We start from the raw sequence: 19,190 nt of genomic DNA on the forward strand, positions 1-19,190 counted from the left end.
CCGGCCAACACGAAAGCAATGCCCCGGGGCGAGGCAGGCGATACGCCCCCGCGAAAGGTCCATGCAATGAAGACACTCGACACCATCCTGCGCAACGACACCCCTCACTGGGTCGGCGACGGTTTCCCCGTGCGCTCTTTGTTCAGCTATCAGGGCGATACTGCGGCGATCAGCCCCTTCCTCCTGTTCGACTATGCCGGACCGTGGAATTTCGAGCCCGTGAAGGGCCATCCGCGCGGTGTGGGCGAACATCCGCACAAGGGCTTCGAGACGGTGACCATCGTCTATGACGGCGAGGTCAGTCACCGCGATTCCACCGGCGGTGGCGGCACCATCGGTGCGGGCGAGGTCCAGTGGATGACCGCCGGGTCCGGCGTGCTGCACGAGGAGTTCCATTCGCCCGGCTATTCGAAGACCGGCGGGCCGTTCCGCATGGTGCAGTTGTGGGTCAATCTGCCGGCCAAGGACAAGCTGACCCCGGCGAAGTATCAGGCGATCACACGCGACACGATCGCGGAGGTTACCTTCGACGGTGGCCGCGCGCGGATCATCGCCGGCGGTTTTGAGGGCATCAAGGGGTCTGCCAGCACCTTTACGCCGATCAACCTGTGGGACGTTCGGCTGGATGCCGGTGCGGAGGTCATCTTGCCCCTGCCGGATGGACACACCAGCATGATCGCGGTGCTCTCGGGCCACATCACCATCGACGGCAAGGGCGTGGGCGAGGCCGAGATCGCGCGGCTCTCCCGCGATGGCAAAGGCGTGGCGATCAAGGCCGATGGCGACGCCATGCTGCTGGTGATGACCGGCGAGCCGATCGACGAACCCGTATTCGGATACGGGCCTTTCGTGATGAACACCGAGACCGAAATCCGTGAAGCGATCGCGGAGTTCAACTCGGGCAAGTTCGGCGCGCTGGCCCCGGCCTGAGCCATTGGTGCCCGGAGGGAACGATCTCTCCGGGCACTTTTGTTCGCGGCTGTCACGCTCTCGTCCTCACACCCCGTCAAACACCCGCTGAAGGAAATCACGAATGATCGAACGCATTATCGACAAACGCACGCATGACCTTGGCGGCGGGTTCGAGGTAGGCCGCGTGCTGCCGTTCCACGGTCGCCGCACGGTCGGACCCTATATCTTCTTCGATCACATGGGGCCTGCAGACCTCGCGCCGGGCTTCCCGCGAGAGATGGACGTGCGTCCGCATCCGCACATCGGCATCTCTACCGTGACTTACCTCTACGATGGCGCTCTGACCCATCGCGACAGTCTGGGTGTGACGCAGGATATCCGTCCGGGCGAGGTCAACTGGATGGTTACCGGCAGCGGCATCACCCATTCGGAGCGCTTCGATCACGCGCGCGAACACGGGGCCCATATGCATGGGATTCAGGCCTGGGTCGCCCTGCCGATCGAGCATGAAGAAACCGATCCGGCGTTCTACCACCATGAAGGCTCTGCCGACTTGCCGACGTGGGAAGAGAAGGGCCTGCGCGGTCGCCTGATCGCAGGAAGCGCCGAAGGGATGCGCTCGGCGGTGAAGGTCCACAGCCCGCAATTCTACATGCACTGGGATATGGACGCGGGTGCGAGCCGCACTCTGCCCGCCGAATACGAAGAGCGCACGGTTTACGTCGCCGCCGGGGTCGCGGAGGTCGCGGGCCAGATACTGCAGACGGGACAGATGGCGGTGCTCGAGCCGGGCAGGGACGTGCCCGTCACCGCAAGGGAAGCGGCCACCCTCATGGTGCTGGGCGGCGATCCCATCGGTGAGCGTTTCATGCTGTGGAACTTCGTCAGCTCGTCGAAAGATCGGATCGAACAGGCCAAGGAAGACTGGAAGCAAGGGCGGATGAAGCTACCCGATGCGGACGACGAAGAGTTCACTCCCTTCCCGGAAGGTCGCGATTATGCCCCATGAGAAACCCGAAATCACCGTCACGCTGGAAGATGGCGAAAGCCATGGCCGATATGTCGGCAAGGTCGCCGGGATCGATGCGGAGGGCGAAATCACCTTCACCCATCGCGGGCCGGCTCTGATCAGCGCAGACCACACCGGCGCACCGGATGAACTGCGAGGCACGGGTCTCGCTGCTGCGATGGTCGACTACCTCGTCGCCGATGCACGGGCGCGCGGGTTCAAGGTCATCCCGATCTGCCCCTACGTCCGCGCACGATATGAAAGACACCCGGAATGGCGCGATGTCTTTACCGTTGGCCCGGGCGAAAAACCGAAGCTGACCGCGGCACAACTCCGAAGGAAGTGACCACGCCGTAGACCTCGGACATCAATGATCCGCCAGATCGTCAGCCAACAGGGTCATCCGGGCAGCGCATCAGAGCATCTTCTCCATTCGCAGCAGGGGCACTTGCACGCCACCGACCTGTGCGAATTGAAGCTTCGTCTTGGGCGTGTATCCGCAACTTTCGTATAGCGGCACGCCGACGGCGGTCGCCATCAGTTCGGCGCGGCGATAACCGGCCGAGCGAGCGGCCTGTTCGCACAGCTTGAGGATGCGCCTGCCAATGCCGCGCCGCGTGAAGTCGGGGTCGGTGTACATGGCCCGTATCTTCGCAGCGCCGCTCGATGGATCCACGATCGATGGCTCGCGCGCGATTATGCTCTCATCGCCCCCGTAAAGGGTCTCGCGAAAGCTCCAGCCACCGCACCCGGCGATGCGATCGCCACATTCGACCAGGAAATAGGTGCCGTCGCGCACGAGCAGGCTATCGAGCCCCATCACCCGGTGACTAGCAGTGACTTGCTCCGGCGTAAGGAATTCGGTCTGGAGCTGCGCGATCGATCGGCTCATGACGCGATGCAAAGCGTCCAGATCGTCCAGTCTGGCCATGCGGTCGATGAAGCGGTCAGTCATCCCGGTTGCTAGCCTGGCGATTGGCGCGCTGGACTTATCGTGAGCGCCGCGATCAACGCGCCGAGAGCGGCGCAGCCTGCGGCGGCAAGCATCACGAGCCGATAAGCGTGGGCCAATGCGCTACCTTCGAAATCGGGTGGAGCGGTGCCACCGAATGCGAGGCCGAGCGCGGCCACGGCGATCAGGCTGCCCGCTCGCGCAGCCGCGTTGTTTATACCGGAAGCCGTGCCGCTTTTGTTTTCGGGCGCAGCGTCGAGGACGGTTGTGGTCAGTGGCGCGACGGCGATCGTCATTCCGGTCCCAATAACGATGAGGCCCGGCAGAAAGCCGCTCCAATAGTTCGGATCATCTCCTGACACAGCCAGAACCATAAAGCCTACCGCGGTCACTCCGGGGCCGACGACCAGGGGGAGCCGTGCACCGAACCGATCGACCAATCCCCCCGACCAGCGCGAGCCGGCGCCCATGATCAACGAGAATGGCAGGAAGGCGGCACCCGCCGCCATGGCGGTGTAGCCGTGCACCTCTATGAGCAGGAACGGCAGGAGAAAAAGGGCCCCGCCAAGTGCTGCGTAGAGAACGATCGTCAACGTATTCGCGCCGCTGAAATTGGAGCTTCGGAACAGGGACAACGGCATCATCGGCGCGCTTGCGGCTGCTTCCCTCCTGATGAAGAGCCAGGCAGCCGCCAGGGCGGCGATCAGCGCCAGGGCGCCTCTCGTCCATGCCCCCTCGCCGATCGTGATGAGGCCGTAGCTCAGTAGCCCAAGTGTCAGTACGGCCAGCACGCCTCCAGATCGATCGAGCGGCGCGGCATGTCCGGTTCCCCGATCCCTCGGCAGCTTGCGCGCGAGTAACAGCACCGCGACTGCGATCGGCAGATTGATGAAGAAGATCGAACGCCAGCCAACCGTGTCCACCAGCCATCCGCCGAGCGCGGGTCCGAGGGCTGTGGTGAAAGCGCCCGCCGCCGCCCACGTGCCGATTGCAGGCCCCCGCGCCTCACCACGATAGGCTCCACCAATGATTGCCAGGCTGGCAGGTGTCAGCAAGGCTGCCGCCGCGCCCTGGGCAACGCGCGCAGCAATCAGCCAGGTCGCCGAAGGCGCGAGGCCGCAGGCCAGCGAAGCTGCAGCAAAACCGGCGATCCCGATCATGAAGATGCGCCGGCGCCCGAAACGGTCACCGGCAGAACCGCCCAGCAGAATCAGGCTGGCGAGCGTCAGCATGTACCCGTTGATGACCCACTGCATCGCACCGAAGCCGGTCTCAAGGCCGCGCTGCATGGCCGGCAAAGCGACGTTCACCACCGAGCTATCGATGAAGCCAAGGCTTGAGCCGAGGATCGTAGTAGGCAGCACCCACCTCGTATCGTCGCCGGCGAAATCGCTCGGCTCATTCGCCGCTGGAATTTCGCAGGGAAGACGATGCGCGCCCACCATTTTGCGATCCTTACGTCCAACGTCGAGACGGCAAGCCAAGCCACTGCGGCCAAGCTTTCCGGAACTCGCTAGGTGAACAGATGGCTGGTTTTGGATGAGTACGCCAGTGGCGGGAACGTCCGCGACCTTGGCCGAAGCGGATTTCGCTCTGCAGGTCGATAGGTCAACCGCCCGCGTGGTCGCTCCGGCACAGGCTGTGGTCGGCGAGCGTTTCGATGATGCGGCAATTTCCGACCCGCCCGCCGCGGCACTGGCCGATCATGCGGTTCAGTTCCTCCTGCAGCAGGACCAGGCGCGCGATCTTGTCTTCGACGGCCTGCAGATGGCCTGACGCGATCCGGTCGACCTCGGCGCAGTCACGCTCGGGCTGGTCGGCCAGGTCGAGGAGCGAGCGGATGTCGGCAATGTCGAAACCGAGCCGGCGTGCGTGGCGGATAAAGTTCAGCTGATCGAGGTGTGCGGGGGTGTAGCTGCGATAGTTGCCGCTCGTCCGCTCCGCTTCGGGCAAGAGGCCGATGCGTTCGTAGTATCGTACCGTTTCGACCTTGGTACCGGTCGCCTGCGCCAGTTCGCCGATTTTCAGACCCATGTCCTTGACCCTGTAGCCGCTACAGGGTGCATATGGGGCGCCGACTCGGAATTTGTCCAGGAGACGGCATATGGCAGGCGGGTGCTGCAACAGCTCGTGTTCGAGCACCGGCGGAAGCAACGATCCGCGCTGGCGGCGCGCGCTGTGGATCGCGCTGGCGGTAAACTTCGGGATGTTCGGCACGGAGATCGTCGCCGGGGCGGCCGCGGATTCGCGCGCGCTGATGGCCGACGCGCTGGATTTCTTCGGCGATGCCGCAAACTACGCGATCAGCCTGGCGGTTGCCGGCCTTGCCCTGACGTGGCGCTCCCGCGCGGCTCTGCTCAAGGGCGCGACGCTGATCGTTCTGGGCCTGTGGGTGCTCGGCAGCAGCATCTATGCCGCCCTCGCGGGAGCCGCCCCGGACGCCCGCACCATGGGCGTCATCGGCGTGCTGGCACTGCTGGCCAACACCGGCGTCGCTCTGTTGCTCTACCGCTTCCGCACCGGCGACGCGAACATGCGCTCCGTCTGGATCTGTTCGCGCAACGACGCGATCGGCAACATCGCGGTGGTGGCGGCGGCGGCGGGCGTCTTCGGCACCGGCACGGCCTGGCCCGACCTGATCGTCGCGTCGGTGCTCGCTGGGCTGGGGCTCTCGGGCGGCGCCCAGATCATGCGCGAAGCTTCAAAGGAACTGCGCAGCGAGCGCGCTCCCCAACCTGCCGAATAGCCGGTGCGGCGGCGCGCGGGTTAGGCGCCCGCCAGCTCCGCAGCGTTGGCCGCGAGCGCGATCGACCCCAGCGGGCCGGCTTGAACGCCCAGCTCGGGTTGAACGATGAAATCGCCCGAGTCCGGCAGATCGATATAGCCGTTCAGGCTGTCGATCAGCCGCGCCTCGATCCGGCCGAGAAGATGGGCCTGGCTCGACACGACACCGCCGCCGATCGCGATGCGGTGCGGACCGGTCGTGCAGACGAGATCGTGGCACATGGCAGCCAGCGCATCGACGATCGGGGTCCAGACCGGATCGTCGGGCGCGACGTCGCGCACCCGCTGCACGCCGAGGCGCGCCTTCAAGGCGGTGCCCGATGCCAGGCCCTCCACGCAGTCCTCGTGGAAGAGGCACACGCTGCGGTGCGCATCGCCCGGAGTGCGGGGCACGCGCAGATGCCCGATCTCGCTGTGGCCGATGCCCCGCGTCGGGCGGCCATGGACGATCAGCCCGACACCGATGCCGGTGCCGACGGTGACATAGGCGAAATCCTCGAGCCCCTGCGCACAGCCCCAGCGGATTTCGGCGAGCGCGGCGCCGTTGACGTCGGTGTCGAAACCCGTCGGCACGTCGAACGCGGCCGACAGACTGTGCAGCACGTCGGTGCCGGACCAGCCGGGCTTGTTGGTTCTCAGGATCTGCCCGTACCGCTCGGAAGTGGGCCGCAGCTCGATCGGCCCGAAGGACGCGATGCCCAGGGCGCGAAACCCGCCATCGAGCCGCCACTTGTGGAGAATGCCCGCGATCGCCGGCAAAGTCTCATCCGGATGCGTCGTGGGGATTGTCCGCTGATCGAGCACGGCGCCGGGGCCATGCGCCAGGGTGGCGATGCATTTCGTGCCCCCAAGCTCGACGCCTGCGAACGGTAACTGTCGTATCTGCCCGTCGTCCCTCGCGCTCATTCGCATGCCCCCGGAGCGTCGAAGTGCATCAGTTTCTCCTTGTCAATCGATCTGGTGCGCGAATGCGCCGAACAAAGCCGCGCATCGTATGCGAGTGCGGCGCCAATCATGATGGATTTCCGGCCGCTCGCCCGAAGGATGGCGGACGATCCGCCAGAGCCGTACCGAAGCGCGACGGCTGCGCGCCCATCTCGAACACCAGCTCGCCGCCCTTGGCGAGCTCGGCATGGTCGATCCAGTTGCGCGTCCAGGGCTTACCGTTCCAGCGAACCGACTGGACGTAGGGCGCGTCCGGCCCGTTGCCCCGCGCACGGACGCGCAGGGTCTTGCCGCCGCCGAGATCCACGTCCGCCTCGTCGAACAATGGCGAACCGAAGACGTAGACCGCGCTCACCGGGTCGACCGGGTAGAAGCCGAGCGCGGACATGATGAACCAGGCGCTCATCTGACCGCAGTCGTCGTTGCCGATCACACCGTCGGGATCGGCCTTGTACATCTCGGTCAGCAGGCGGCGGACCATCGCCTGCGTCTTATGCGGCGCACCGGCATAGGCGTAGAGATAGGCGACGTGATGGTTGGGCTCGTTGCCGTGGGCATATTGCCCGACCAGCCCGGAGATGTCGGGCGGCGCATTGTCAGGCAGGGTCGAGGGCGCGTTGAACAGGTCGTCGAGCTTCTTCTCGAACGCCGCGTCGCCGCCGAACAGCTCGATCTGGCCGTAGATGTCGTGCTGGTTGAGGAACGTTGCCTGCCAGCCGTTCGCCTCCGTATAGTCGCGCCACCAGGGCTTGGGCATGTGGCCGATCTGGACCGGATCGTACGGCGCCCACCATGTCCCGTCCGAGAACCTGGGCCGCGCGAAGCCGATCGAGGCGTCGAGCACGTTGCGATAGTTGAGGCTGCGCTTGCGCAGCGTCTCGGCATCGCCGTGCGCGCCGGCCGCTTCGGCGAGAACGACCATGGCCCAGTCGTCGTAGGCATATTCCTGCGTGCGGCTGACCGATTCCCACACTTTGTCGGCGGGGATATAGCCGAGGTCGTAGTAGTGACCGCGGCCGAGCGAGCTGTCGCTGTCCTTGAATTCTCGGTCGAAGGCGCGCTTGCGGATGTTGGGCCAGGCGGCCGCATAGTCCGCTTCGATGCCCTTGATCTTCGCTTCGGCGAGCGTGACCACCGAGTGCCAGCCGATCATCGTGCCGGTCTCGACGCCCTGGAGTGGCCAGACCGGCGGGCCATAGGGACTTTCTTGCGTCTGCCGGATCAGATCGCGGGTGAAGACCGCCGCGCGCTCAGGCTGCACCAGCGTCAACAGCGGGTGGAGCGTGCGGTAGGTGTCCCACAGCGAATAGGTGCTGAAGGCCGCCTCGCCTTCCGGCGCCTGGTGCTCCTCCCCGTCAAGGCCGATGTAGCGGCCGTCGCGGTCGGTGAAGAGGGTCGGGGCGAGAAAAGCATGGTAGAGTGCGCTCGCCATGATCGTGCGCTGCGCCTCGGTGCCGCCTTTCACGCGCACGCAATTGAGCTCGCGCGCCCAGGCGGCCCGCGCGGCCTTGCTCGCGCCGTCGAAGTCCCAGCCAGGCGCTTCGGCTGCCAGCGCGGCTTTCGCGCCCTCGACCGAGACGCCGGAGAGGCCGGTCTTAATCAGGACCGGATCGCCGCCGGCATCGTCGAAGAACAGCGCGACCTTGAGGGTCCGGCCCTGCACGCCGGTCGAGCCTTCCATCGCCGGCGTGTCGCCGTCGTCGAAGAACTGGACCCGGTCGGGCTTACGCGACAGCTCCATCGCGAAGTGGATGTGCCGCCCCTTGGCCCAGCGATTGACCTGGCGGTGGCCGGTCAGCATTCCGTCGGGCTGGAGCAGGAGCGAGGCCTGCTCGATCAGCGCGCCGGTGTCCCAATCGTCGAGGATCATGTGCGCGAAGTCGATCAGGATATGGCCCGGCCCGCTGGGGAAGCGGTAGCGATGGAGGCCGCAGCGTTCGGTGACCGTCAGCTCCGCCTGAACGCCCGATTCGAGGCGCACACGATAATAGCCGGGCTCGGCGAACTCGTCGGTGAAACGCTGGCGATAGCCGGCGTCCGGGCTGCCGAGCTTGCCCGGCGTCAGCTCCAGCTTGCCGCGCGTCGGCACCACCAGCACGTCGAGCATGTCACCGATACCGGTGCCCGAGAGGTGCGTGTGGGAGAAGCCCATGATCGAGCCGTCGGTATCATGGTAGCCCGAGCAGGCATCCCACCGCGCGTTGTCGGTATCGGGGCTGAGCTGCGCCATGCCGAACGGCAGCGAGGCGCCGGGGAAGGTATGCCCATGCCCGCCGGTGCCGACGAACAGATCCGGCTTGCCCGCACTCGGCGCCTGCGCCCAGGCGGTATGCGGAGCAAGGCCTGCCAGCGCGGTGAAACCGGTTCCGGCAAGCAATTGACGTCGGCTGGTGCGCAGCATGGTCCCTCCTCCGGTCAGATACGGCCGGCGATCAACGCGGGCTTGCGGCGTTCGAGATCGAGGATCAGGTCGCCGAACAGGCCGTTCGCCCAGGCGAACCAACTGCGCGTAAAGTTGGCCGGATCGTCCTTGTGGAAGGATTCGTGCATGAAGCCGGTGCCGCCATGCGTGGTCTTGAGCCACTTGAGGCACTGGCGGATTTCGGCATCGTCGTCGCTCATCAGGCCGCGGGTGATGATCGACATCGGCCAGACCATGTCCATCCCGATATGCGGCCCGCCGATCCCCTCGGCCGCGGCCCCCTTGAAGAAGTACGGGTTCCGCTCGCTCCAGGCCAGGTCGGCCGTGCGGCGATAGAGCGGATCGTTGCGGTCGGCGGAGCCCAGTAGCGGCAGGGCCGACAGGCTGGGAACGTTGGCGTCGTCCATGAAGATGGCATTGCCGTAGCCGTCGACCTCGTAGGCCCAGACTTCGCCGCCTTTGCCGTCGGACATCTTGCCGTGCGCATTGAGCGCCGCCTCGACCTCGCTCGCCAGCGCCTCGCAATCGCGCGCGAACGCGGAATCGTTGCGCGTATCGCGCAGCACGGCCGCAAGCATGCGCAGCGCCGAGACTGCGAACAGGTTGGAGGGGATCAGGAACGGATAGCGGCAAGCATCGTCCGAGGGACGGAAGCCCGAATGAATCAGCCCCACCTTGCGCGTCGGCGCGCCGTAGCCGCCGAACATCAATGTCTCGGTCGGCGACTTGTCGACGCGCTGGAAGTGATAGGGACCGGGCCCGTCCTTGCGCTGCTGGACGCGCAGCGTGTCGACCGCGGTGCGCATCGCTTGCGCCCAGATGTCGTCGAACGGCGCCTTGTCGCGCGTGTTCGTCCAGTAACCGTGCGCGAGGCGCATCGGATAGCAGAGCGAGTCGATCTCCCACTTCCGTTCGGCCACGCCCGGCTTCATGTCGGTCAGATCATCGATCGCCGGCAGGTTCGACTTGGCGTTCGGATCGTGCGTGTAGGCGTTGGCATAGGGATCGATCAGGATGCAGCGCGCCTGGCGCTGGATCGCGCCATGGAACAGCCGGCGAAGCTCAGGGTCCTTGCCGGTCAGATGCACGTAAGTCTGGAGCTGCGCAGAGCTGTCGCGCAGCCACATCGCGTCGATGTCGCCGGTGATGACGAAAGTGTCGGGCTTGCCGCCCGCCTGCCCCGCGAAGACGGTCGTGTCGAGCGTGTTGGGATAGCAATTCTCGAACAGCCAGGCGAGTTCGGGATCGCCGATCTTCGCCTTCACCCGCGCGATCTCGGCCTCGACGGCCTTGCTGGTGAAGCGGCGCTTGGCCTTCGGGGGGCGCTGCGAGACCCCCTGCTGGGCAGCCATGGCGGCCCCGGGCAGCGTCGCAGCCACGGCAAGGGCACCTGCACTCGACAGCATGTCGCGGCGGCTGAGGTTCATCACGGTCTCTCCACTGATTTTCGGTGCGTCGCAGTCACTGACCGGCCGGCGCGCTCATCGAGAAGGGCGCGGCGTCCTGGCCGGTGCCCCATTGCTTGTTAGGCTTTGGTCCCATCACGAAAGTGAGCGTGCCGCCCTGCTGCAGCGCCTCGCGGTCAAGCCAGGTCACCTCGTGCGGCTGGCCGTTGAACGTCACCGACTGGATGTAGACGTTCTCGTCGCTGTTGTTCTCCGCGATGATTGTGAGCGCCTTGCCACCCGGCATCGTCAGATCGACCCGGTCGAACAGCGGACTGCCGATCGCGTACTCGCCGACCGCCGGCGTCACCGGATAGAAGCCGAGCGCGGAGAAGACGTACCAGGCCGAAGTCTGGCCGTTGTCCTCGTCGCCCGGGTAGCCGATCGGCCCGTGCGAGTAGAGCTTCTCCAGCACGTTGCGGACATGGTACTGCGCCTTCCACGGCGCACCGGCCCAGTCGTAGAGATAGATCATGTGCTGGATCGGCTGGTTGCCGTGCGCATACTGGCCCATGTCGACGATCTGCATCTCGCGGATCTCGTGGATCGTCTGGCCGTAGTAGCTGTCGTCGAAGATCGGCGGCGTGGTGAAGATCGAATCGAGCCGCTCGACGAACTTCTGGTCTCCGCCCATCAGGTCGATGAGGCCCTGGACGTCCTGCATCACCGACCAGCTATAGTGCAGCGAGTTGCCTTCGGTGAACGCGTCGCCCCACTTGTACGGGTTGAACGGCGTAGCCCAGCTTCCGTCCTGGTTGCGGCCACGCATCCAGCCGCTCTCGGCGTCGTAGAGCTTGCGGTAGTTCTGCGCCTGCCTGGCGTACTTCTGGGCATCCTCGGTCTTGCCGAGTGCCGCAGCGAGCCGCGACAGCGCGAAGTCAGCCGTCGCATATTCGAGCGTACGCGCGGCATTCTCCTTGATGCCCACGTCGTAGGGCACGTAGCCAAGGCGGTTGTAATATTCGACGCCTTCGCGCCCGACCGCATTGATGACGCGGCCGCTGTCGTCGCGCGGGCGGCCCTCGGACGTGGTCGCGTTCTTGACCATCGCCTCGTAGAGCTTCTCGGCATCGAAGCCGCGCACGCCGTTGAGGTAGGCGTCGGCGATGAGGATCGCCGAGTTCGAACCGATCATCACGTTGCGGTGCCCCGGGCTTGCCCACTCGGGCAGCCAGCCCGATTCCTCGTAGGTGTTGACCAGACCCTGCATCACCTTGCTGTCGAAGTCGGGATACATCAGCGCGAAGAAGGGGAAGACCGCGCGCCAGGTGTCCCAGAACCCGTTGTCGGTGTAGAGATAACCGTCCTCGACCTTGCCGTTATAGGGGCTGTAGTGGACGGTCTTCCCGTCGGCAGTGACCTCGTGCAGCGGACGCGGGAACAGCAGCATGCGGTAGAGCGCCGAATAGAACGTCTTGCGGTTGTCGATGTCGGAATCGGTCACGCGGATACGCGACAGTTCCTTCTCCCACTCAGCACGCGCCGCGGCTTCGGTCTGTTCGAAGCTCTTGTCGCCAACTTCACGCTCGAGGTTGAGCAATGCCTGCTCGGGGCTGATGAAGGACGAGGCGACCTTGACGCCGACCTGGTCGCCCTTCTCGGTCTTGAAGCTGACGACCGCCCCGACGTGGCCGCCTTCGCTCTTGAGTTCGTCATGAAGCTGGAAGTTCTGGTCCCAGGTTCGCGTGACGGTGAAGTCCCGGTCGAACTCGAGCACGAAGTAGTTGTGGAAGTTCTCGGGCACCCCGCCGCTGTTGTTTCGGACATAGCCGGTGATGCGGCGACGCTTCGGGTCGATCGTCACCATCGAGCCTTCGTTGTAGGCGTCGAGGACGATGTGTGCGTCGTCGCTTTCGGGGAAGGTAAAGCGGAACTGCGCCGCGCGGCTGGTCGGTACGACCTCGGCCGTCACGTCATGATCCGCGAGATAGACCTGGTATTTGTAGGGCTTGCTCACCTCGGCCATGTGGCTGAACCAAGAGGCGCGCTCTTCCTGCTTGATGCGGACCGGGCCGGTCACCGCCATCAGCTCGAACGCGGCGTAGTCATTCATCCACGGGCTGGGCTGGTGGGTCTGCTTGATGCCGCTGATCTTGTGCGCGTCGTAGGTATAGCCCCAGCCGCTGCCCATCTCGCCCGTCACCGGGGTCCAGAAGTTCATGCCCCACGGGACCGCGACGGCGGGATAGGTGTTACCGTAGGACAGCGCGTACTCGCTGTCGGTGCCCATCAGCGGATTGACGAGATCGACCAGTGCCTCACCTTCGCTCGCATTCCGCTGCGCGTTCTGGGCCGCCGCGGGCAGCGGCAGCGAGAGGCTGACCGCAAGCAGCATCGTGGTCGCGCCGCGCAGCGTGCGGCTCAGGCTGTTTCTCAAGGTTTCCCTCCCCATCATCGTTAGTCCGAACCTGCCGCCGCAAACGGCCGCGGATCGACACCTTCGTTGGTCATCACGACAGGACGAATCGTCCCGTCCTCGTTGAAATACATGCGGTCGATCGCGATCTGCCGGTGCTCGCCCCGGTCGGTGTCGAGCGGGCGGCGGTGGTAGGCGATATACCACTCATCGGTCCCCGGCACATTGACCACCGAGTGGTGGCCCGCGCCGCGCGCAATGCTGAAATCCTGCTCGAGAATGACACCCTTGGGCTCGAACGGGCCCGTCGGGCTCGGCCCCATGGCGTAGGCGACGCGGTAGTCGGGCCCGGTCCAGCCACCTTCGGACCACATCAGGTAGTAGATGCCGTTCCGCTCGACCATGAACGATCCCTCGACGTAGCCGGGCGGCGTGATCTCCTTGAACATCGTGCCATCCTCGAACGGCAGGATCGAGGTCAGATCGTCGCCCAGACGCACGACGTTGCAGTGCTTCCAGCCGCCGTAATAGAGGTAGTGCTGGCCGTCCTTGTCGCGGAACACGAACTGGTCGATCGGCTGCGCCCCGTTGTGGAACTTGCCTATCAGCGGTTTGCCGATCGCGTCCTTGAACGGCCCCGCAGGGCTGTCGCTGACCGCGACACCGATCCCGCCGAGCTGATCGTCCGACTGGATGTCGTTGGCACCGAAAAACAGGTAATACTTGCCGTCCTTCTCGATCGCCGACGGGGCCCAGACGGCATAGGCGGCCCACTCGACGTTCTCGACGTCGATGACATGGCTGTGCTTGGTCCAGTTGACCAGATCGGGCGAGGAGAACGCGTTGAAGAAGGTCTGGATGGCGTAGGACGGACGGACCATCTGCTGCTGGCGCAGTTCCTGCTGCTTTTCGCTGAAATGCTCCGACACGTCGGGCGTTTCGGTATGATCCGAGTAGGTCGGATAGACCCAGTAGCGGTCGCCGAAGACCCGAATTTCGGGGTCGGCGTACCACCCCGGAACGACCGGGTTCTCGGCCGCCGCGGCGCCGCCCCAGACCAGCGTTGCCGCAATCAGAACCGACTTCAACCAACCGCGTGTCACGACCCTCTCCTTGCCCGCCTGATCCGCGCGGGCGACGTAGTAATAATCTCCGCTCTCTCTTACCCCGAAAAAGGTGGGTGGCTCCTTTCGGAGCCACCCAGGGGGGAGAAAATGGCGAACGCTTGCCTCAGAAGTTGTAGGACAACCCCAGATAGAAGCGACGACCGGAATAGACGTTCGAAATGAAACGGTCCTTCGTGTCGTTGCCGAGATGCGCGCGCTGTTCCGATTTGGTCAGGTTGATGATCGAGGCGGTTAGCTGCAGATCGTCCAGGATGTTGTACGACGCATTGAGATCGACCTGTTCATACGGATCGTCATAGACGTTCAGGCCCGATTGCAGACCGCGAACGACTTCGCCGCGACGGTTGTACGACGCACGCAGCAGCACCGGTCCACGCTCGTAGAAGACCGACGCGTTGAGCTGCGTTTTGGCGCTCCCGACCAAGGGCGACGTACCGACCTTTTCGCCGTTGAGGCTGACGTCGGCGACCGAGGTGTCGTTGTAGGTGAAGTTCACCTGTGCGCCGAGGCCGAAGTCCAGCGTGTGCTGGGCATAGACCTCGATGCCCTGAGACACCGCGGACGAGCCGTTGGCTTCCGTCGAATATTCCTGGATCGTCACCGTCTCGCCGGCAACCTCGCTCTGGAGGTCGAGCACGACCGGAACGATGAAGTCGCCAACATCCTTGCGGAACAAGGTCGCGCCAACGACCGAGCCGCGATTGAAATACCATTCGATCCCGAGATCGTACTGCCAGGCGTTGAATGGCTGGAGGTCGAAATTGCCGCCATTGCCGAACCAGCCGGGCCGTGCGCCGAACTCGTCACGGTCGTAAACGAACGGGTCGGCGTTGAAGGTCAGCGACCGCGCGCCGGCGAGCGAACCGTAGCCGGGCCGCGAGATCACCTTGGAAACCGCGCCGCGAATCAGCAGGTCCGGGGTCACGTTCCACGCGATATTGAAGCTCGGCAGAATATCGGTGTAGCTCTTCGATTCATTGACTGGACTGAACACCTTGACCAGGCGACCGTCCTCGGGAATCACCTCGCAGTTGCCATCTTCGCCTACCGGCGGGGGCGAGAACGGGCCGCCCGGACCGTCCACACAATAGTCGTTGTTATAGTACAGGACGTCGGTCGACACGCCGCTCTGCTTGGTGTTCGCGACGCGCACGCCGATGTTACCGCGGATGGTGTCGGTCTCGAAGTTCAACTGGGCGTAACCGGCCAGAATGCGCTCCCCGATGCTGTAGCGGTTCTCCGGTTCGGGCACTCGTACGGGCCCGTTGTACGTCTCCGTCAGATAATCGACGTAGTTGGCGATATTGATGGCGGGAAAGACATTGGTCTCGAAACCGCCCGCAATATTCCCCATCGATTCGTCATAGAAGAATTCCGGCAGCGCCAAGGCGCCACCCGGCGTATCCTGGAAGCGCAGGGTATTGTCGGGATCCGAGTACCACTCGAAGCGCCCCCGGCTGCGCTTAATGCTGGCGTCCTTCCACTTGCCGCCAACCTGAATCGAGTCGATGAAGCCATCGAAGCTGCGTGTCACATCCACCTGGGCGTAACGCTGCGAGATCGAGCTGTTGGTGAAGCCCGAACCCGTCGAGCCGAGGTCGATCTGGGCTGTGCCGGCGAGCATGTTTTCCAGCACGTCGGGCGAGAACTGCATCGCTAGCGACTGGTCGGTGAAATTCCACGCACTGAGCATATTGCCGTTGTCGGTGCCATTGCGCGGCTTGGCCTGAGCGAAGAAGTGGAACGACGGGCCGCCCTTGGCCTTGGTCTTGCCGACCACGAAGTTCACGGCCAACTGATCGTGAGTCCATTCGCCGCGCACATCATAGGTGTTGGAGATGGTCTTTTCGCGCGTGAGCGTGTTTTGCGGCGCCGGCGTTTCCATCGTGCAGGGCCGCTCATTGGCTCGGCATTCGGTTCCTTCGGGCGGCACTTCGAACGACGCGCCGGTGAAGATCGTGCCGCTCGGATCGAGCGTCGCGCCGGTGAAGAAGTTGCCGTAACCCCATTCCGGAAGCTTGATGGTGTTCGACGTGTAGTCGCCCTTCAGCTCGAAGCGGAAGTAATTCGCGGTGATCGTCAGGTTGTCCGTCGGCCGTATCTGCGCGGTCGCCTGGATGCCGAGGCGCTGGCGCTTTTGCTCGAGGATGGTCTGGCCAACCGATTGAGGTGCCCAATAACCGCTATAATGCGTGCCGTCCCGCGTCGTGGTTCCGGCGTCATTACCGCTGTTCCAATAGTTGATGGCATCGTCGTTCGCGAACGTATTACCGTTGACGTCGACCGCCGGGTTGGTCTCCCTGTCGTCGGTCCACCAATGCCAGCTTGTCCCGTAGGCGCTCAGCGAGCGGTTGGTCCGCTCCTGGTAGGTCGCGCCGACCAGGAAACCGAGTGTTTCGTCCGGGTTATGCCAGGAGATAAGGCCTGAAACGCTCGGCTCGATCTTGTCGGTGACGTCGGCATAGGTGCCTTCGACCTGGACGTTGCCGGACCACGGATCGAGATCGAACGGCTTGCGCGTGTGATTGATGATGACGCCGCCGACGCCGCCCGAGTCCAGCCGCGCTTCGGACGACTTGTATACCTCGACGCTGCCGATGAAGCTGGACGGCAGCAACAGGTAGTTGAACGAACGCGAAGGATCGCCGGAGGTTGCCGACGCGATGAAGTTGCCGTTGAGCTGAGTGAGTGTCAGATCGGAGCTGAGACCGCGGATGCTGACACGGCTCCCTTCGCCGCCGTCGCGGTCGATGATGATGCCCGGCACACGCTGCAATGAGTCAGCCACGTTCTTGTCGGGAAACTTGCCGATGTCCTCGGCCGTGACCACGTCGATGAATGCGTCCGCGTTACGCTTCTGCGCCAACGCTGCTTCGATCGACTGGCGATACCCGGTGACGACAATCGCGCCTTCCGTGGCACCAGCCTCCGCCACCTGCTGGTCCTGGGTTTCCTGAGACGCATCGTCCGCCGTCTGGGCATGCGCAGTACCGGCAAAGCCGACGATCATGCTTGCGGATAGCATCAGTTCCCGTGCGAGCCGCCCGTTGCCGTAGCGCCGCGAAATCTGCCTGTCATTCATGTCGGTCGTCCTCCCTACTGTTGGAGCTCAAGGCTCCCCTTCCTGTTCATCTCCGCGGCGCTTCGTCGGCTGTGCCTTTGCGAGTCGGCGCGAAACCTCATCTCAGAATAAAAAAATCAAATTTCCAATAGAATTCGCTGAGACCTGCCGCATTCGCTTTGGTCTGTGGCGAATGCGCGCCACTCCCTAGGGGTCGCCTCCTTTTTCCCAGAGCGGAGCTGCGATCTCAGCGAGGGTTTCCGGCGGCGCCTTCGGCCGTGCCCGGTCGTACGTGAGCAGGCCGTTGATCTCGTCCTCGACGTCGGTGGTCTGGGTATAGACCGCGGCGCTGAGACCGTGCTCCTTGGCCTGGCGGATCACCGCCTCGAGCTTGCGGCGATAGCGGGCCACATAGTCTGCTTCGTCGGTGGCCGTCTGATAGCCCCAGTTGCGCTCGCTCTTACGCCAGAGATGTCCCTCGACCGGCAGGCCGATGCCGCCGTATTCGCCGAGCACGATCGCGCGGTTGCTCTTGCGTTCGGGCGTCCTCGGCTCGTCCTCGTAGGTATGGATGTCGAACACGTCCGACGCTTCCGGCGCGACGTCGAGCCAGCCGCTGTCGGCGTTGACCAGCCGGCTCGGATCGATGCCCTTCGCGAGCTCTGTCAGAGTCTCGGAATCGTACTGGCCCCAGCCTTCGTTGTTGATCACCCACATCACAATCGACGGGAACGCGCGGAAATCGCCGATCATGCGGGTGAGTTCGTCCTGATGCTGCGCCATCGTGTCGGACGAGAGCACCGCCTGGCTCTTGCTGGTGCCGGTGACGAACTGATCCTCGCCGCCGCCCGAGGGCATGTCCTGCCAGACCAGCATGCCGAGACGGTCCGCGTCGTAGTAGTAGCGGGCGGGCTCGGTCTTGATGTGCTTGCGGACCATGTTGAAGCCGGCCTTCTTGAGGAAGACCAGGTCGCTCACCATCGCCTCTTCCGAAGGCGGGGTGTAGAGCCCGTCAGGCCACCAGCCCTGGTCGAGCGTGCCATGCTGGAAGTACGGTTCGTTATTGAGCAAGATCACCGGCTGACCATGTATCGGGCCGGCGCCGACCGAGATCTTGCGCATGCCGAAATAGGTTTCGACATGATCGCGCGGCGCGCCGACGACTTGAGCCGCGGCATAGGTGTTCTGCTCGCGCTCGGTGAAGCGCGCGTCGTAGGAGACGCGATTGCGGTCCTCCATCCCGGCATAGGGATCGCGCACCGTGACCAGCTCTGCGGTCAGATCGTACAGGAACGGATCCTCCGGCGACCAGAGCCGCGCGTCCGGGATCGCGAGCGTCGCATGGCGATTGGCGCGGATGACCGTGGAGGCGATCGTCTTGCCGCCCGCGCTCGCGGTCAGGCGCACCGCGTCGGTGTCGTCGGCCCAGCCGCTCAGTGCCACGTCGACTTCGATTACGCCGCGGTCGATGTCGGGCGTGGCACGCACGTCGGCGATATGGAGCTTCGGCACCGGCTCGAGCCAGACCGTCTGCCAGATGCCACTGACCGCGGTGTACCAGATGCCCGCCGGCTCGAGGATCTGCTTGCCGCGCGGCTGTGTGCTGGCGCTCGTGGGATCGGCGACCTGGATCAGCAGCTCGTTCTCGCCGCTGCGAAGATAGGGGGTGATGTCCAGGCCGAAGGCGTCGAAGCCGCCCGTGTGCGAGCCGACTATCGCGCCGTTGACCCAGACATGCGCCTCGTAGTCGACCGCACCGAAGTTCAGCATCACGTTCTGACCGGCCCAGTCGGCGGGAACGGTGAAGCTGCGGCGGTACCAGATGCGGTCCTCGGGCCCGACCCGGCGCGCAACGCCGGAGAGGCGCGATTCGACCGCGAAGGGAACGAGGATCTGCCCATCCATCCGCTCGGGCCGCACCACGTCGGGCGAAGTGATCGCGTAGTCCCACAGGCCGTTGAGGTTGAGCCAGGCATCGCGCTTGAGCTGCGGGCGCGGGTAGCTGCGCCAGGCGTTCTCGGGCGTGACCTCGCGGCCCCAACTGGTCGTGACCTCGCCGGTAAAGACCTTGTCGTCCGCCGGCCCCTGCGCGTGCAGCGCCGGGGCGGCGCCGAATGCCGCGATCGCACAGAACAGCGCCAGGAGCGTCCGCACACCCGGGGCTTCGATCATCCGCC

General features: G+C 64.6%; 14 protein-coding genes. 4 read left to right on the top strand and 10 right to left on the bottom strand.

The window, feature by feature from the left end; all coding sequences use genetic code 11:
- Window positions 1-66 precede the first annotated feature (66 nt).
- The 3 genes from D2V04_RS16915 to D2V04_RS16925 all read left to right on the top strand — a co-directional run bounded on the left by D2V04_RS16915 (window position 67) and on the right by D2V04_RS16925 (window position 2,267).
- Window positions 67-930: a pirin family protein gene (locus tag D2V04_RS16915; protein WP_119514856.1), complete on the top strand. Its 864-nt coding sequence runs from the start codon at window positions 67-69 to the stop codon at window positions 928-930.
- A gap of 103 nt (window positions 931-1,033) precedes the next feature.
- On the top strand, window positions 1,034-1,921 hold the full coding sequence (locus D2V04_RS16920) for a pirin family protein (protein WP_119514857.1): 888 nt from the start codon (window positions 1,034-1,036) through the stop codon (window positions 1,919-1,921).
- On the top strand, window positions 1,911-2,267 hold the full coding sequence (locus D2V04_RS16925) for a GNAT family N-acetyltransferase (RefSeq protein ID WP_119514858.1): 357 nt from the start codon (window positions 1,911-1,913) through the stop codon (window positions 2,265-2,267). Before D2V04_RS16920 ends, D2V04_RS16925 begins: the two co-directional genes overlap by 11 nt.
- 69 nt (window positions 2,268-2,336) lie before the next feature.
- Here D2V04_RS16925 and D2V04_RS16930 read toward each other — a convergent pair whose 3' ends face one another.
- The 3 genes from D2V04_RS16930 to D2V04_RS16940 form a co-directional block, all read right to left on the bottom strand.
- The gene (locus D2V04_RS16930) at window positions 2,337-2,876 is read right to left on the bottom strand and encodes a GNAT family N-acetyltransferase (protein ID WP_119514859.1); all 540 of its coding nucleotides are present in this window, start codon (window positions 2,874-2,876) and stop codon (window positions 2,337-2,339) included.
- An 8-nt stretch (window positions 2,877-2,884) separates the two neighbouring features.
- Window positions 2,885-4,318: an MFS transporter gene (locus D2V04_RS16935; protein WP_119514860.1), complete on the bottom strand. Its 1,434-nt coding sequence runs from the start codon at window positions 4,316-4,318 to the stop codon at window positions 2,885-2,887.
- Between the two features lie 163 nt (window positions 4,319-4,481).
- Complete coding sequence (locus tag D2V04_RS16940) at window positions 4,482-4,907, bottom strand: MerR family transcriptional regulator (protein ID WP_182849803.1); 426 nt, start codon at window positions 4,905-4,907, stop codon at window positions 4,482-4,484.
- Between the two features lie 70 nt (window positions 4,908-4,977).
- On the opposite strand from D2V04_RS16940, the gene D2V04_RS16945 reads away from it, so the two are divergent.
- Complete coding sequence (locus tag D2V04_RS16945; protein ID WP_119514861.1) at window positions 4,978-5,619, top strand: cation transporter; 642 nt, start codon at window positions 4,978-4,980, stop codon at window positions 5,617-5,619.
- A gap of 20 nt (window positions 5,620-5,639) precedes the next feature.
- Here D2V04_RS16945 and D2V04_RS16950 read toward each other — a convergent pair whose 3' ends face one another.
- The 7 genes from D2V04_RS16950 to D2V04_RS16980 all read right to left on the bottom strand — a co-directional run bounded on the left by D2V04_RS16950 (window position 5,640) and on the right by D2V04_RS16980 (window position 19,185).
- Window positions 5,640-6,563 (bottom strand): ROK family protein, encoded by a 924-nt coding sequence (locus tag D2V04_RS16950; RefSeq protein WP_119514862.1) that lies wholly within the window; start codon window positions 6,561-6,563, stop codon window positions 5,640-5,642.
- A 106-nt stretch (window positions 6,564-6,669) separates the two neighbouring features.
- Window positions 6,670-9,003 (bottom strand): GH92 family glycosyl hydrolase, encoded by a 2,334-nt coding sequence (locus D2V04_RS16955; RefSeq protein WP_119514863.1) that lies wholly within the window; start codon window positions 9,001-9,003, stop codon window positions 6,670-6,672.
- 14 nt (window positions 9,004-9,017) lie between these two features.
- Window positions 9,018-10,451 carry a glycoside hydrolase family 125 protein gene (locus D2V04_RS16960; RefSeq protein ID WP_119514864.1) on the bottom strand — a complete coding sequence of 478 codons (1,434 nt, stop codon included), beginning with the start codon at window positions 10,449-10,451 and terminating at the stop codon, window positions 9,018-9,020.
- Between the two features lie 34 nt (window positions 10,452-10,485).
- On the bottom strand, window positions 10,486-12,804 hold the full coding sequence (locus D2V04_RS16965) for a GH92 family glycosyl hydrolase (protein ID WP_119514942.1): 2,319 nt from the start codon (window positions 12,802-12,804) through the stop codon (window positions 10,486-10,488).
- Window positions 12,805-12,866: 62 nt separating this feature from the next.
- Window positions 12,867-13,928, bottom strand: coding sequence for a glycoside hydrolase family 43 protein (locus D2V04_RS16970; RefSeq protein WP_228766502.1), 1,062 nt, complete (start codon window positions 13,926-13,928; stop codon window positions 12,867-12,869).
- A gap of 127 nt (window positions 13,929-14,055) precedes the next feature.
- The gene (locus D2V04_RS16975; protein ID WP_119514866.1) at window positions 14,056-17,034 is read right to left on the bottom strand and encodes a TonB-dependent receptor; all 2,979 of its coding nucleotides are present in this window, start codon (window positions 17,032-17,034) and stop codon (window positions 14,056-14,058) included.
- A gap of 186 nt (window positions 17,035-17,220) precedes the next feature.
- Window positions 17,221-19,185, bottom strand: a complete 1,965-nt coding sequence (locus D2V04_RS16980) for a glycoside hydrolase family 2 protein (protein ID WP_119514943.1) — start codon at window positions 19,183-19,185, stop codon at window positions 17,221-17,223.
- Between the last annotated feature and the right edge of the window lie 5 nt (window positions 19,186-19,190).

This window comes from Pelagerythrobacter aerophilus (assembly GCF_003581645.1).
In the GTDB taxonomy this organism is placed as follows: Bacteria; Pseudomonadota; Alphaproteobacteria; order Sphingomonadales; family Sphingomonadaceae; genus Pelagerythrobacter; species Pelagerythrobacter aerophilus.

Coding starts and splice junctions, on each gene's coding strand:
- D2V04_RS16945 (WP_119514861.1), top strand. CDS start 4,978: ATGGCAGGCGGGTGCTGCAACAGCTCGTGTTCGAGCACCGGCGGAAGC.
- D2V04_RS16915 (WP_119514856.1), top strand. CDS start 67: ATGAAGACACTCGACACCATCCTGCGCAACGACACCCCTCACTGGGTC.
- D2V04_RS16925 (WP_119514858.1), top strand. CDS start 1,911: ATGCCCCATGAGAAACCCGAAATCACCGTCACGCTGGAAGATGGCGAA.
- D2V04_RS16980 (WP_119514943.1), bottom strand. CDS start 19,185: ATGATCGAAGCCCCGGGTGTGCGGACGCTCCTGGCGCTGTTCTGTGCG.
- D2V04_RS16975 (WP_119514866.1), bottom strand. CDS start 17,034: ATGAATGACAGGCAGATTTCGCGGCGCTACGGCAACGGGCGGCTCGCA.
- D2V04_RS16920 (WP_119514857.1), top strand. CDS start 1,034: ATGATCGAACGCATTATCGACAAACGCACGCATGACCTTGGCGGCGGG.
- D2V04_RS16950 (WP_119514862.1), bottom strand. CDS start 6,563: ATGAGCGCGAGGGACGACGGGCAGATACGACAGTTACCGTTCGCAGGC.
- D2V04_RS16940 (WP_182849803.1), bottom strand. CDS start 4,907: ATGGGTCTGAAAATCGGCGAACTGGCGCAGGCGACCGGTACCAAGGTC.
- D2V04_RS16935 (WP_119514860.1), bottom strand. CDS start 4,318: ATGGTGGGCGCGCATCGTCTTCCCTGCGAAATTCCAGCGGCGAATGAG.
- D2V04_RS16960 (WP_119514864.1), bottom strand. CDS start 10,451: ATGAACCTCAGCCGCCGCGACATGCTGTCGAGTGCAGGTGCCCTTGCC.
- D2V04_RS16965 (WP_119514942.1), bottom strand. CDS start 12,804: ATGCTGCTTGCGGTCAGCCTCTCGCTGCCGCTGCCCGCGGCGGCCCAG.
- D2V04_RS16930 (WP_119514859.1), bottom strand. CDS start 2,876: ATGACTGACCGCTTCATCGACCGCATGGCCAGACTGGACGATCTGGAC.
- D2V04_RS16955 (WP_119514863.1), bottom strand. CDS start 9,003: ATGCTGCGCACCAGCCGACGTCAATTGCTTGCCGGAACCGGTTTCACC.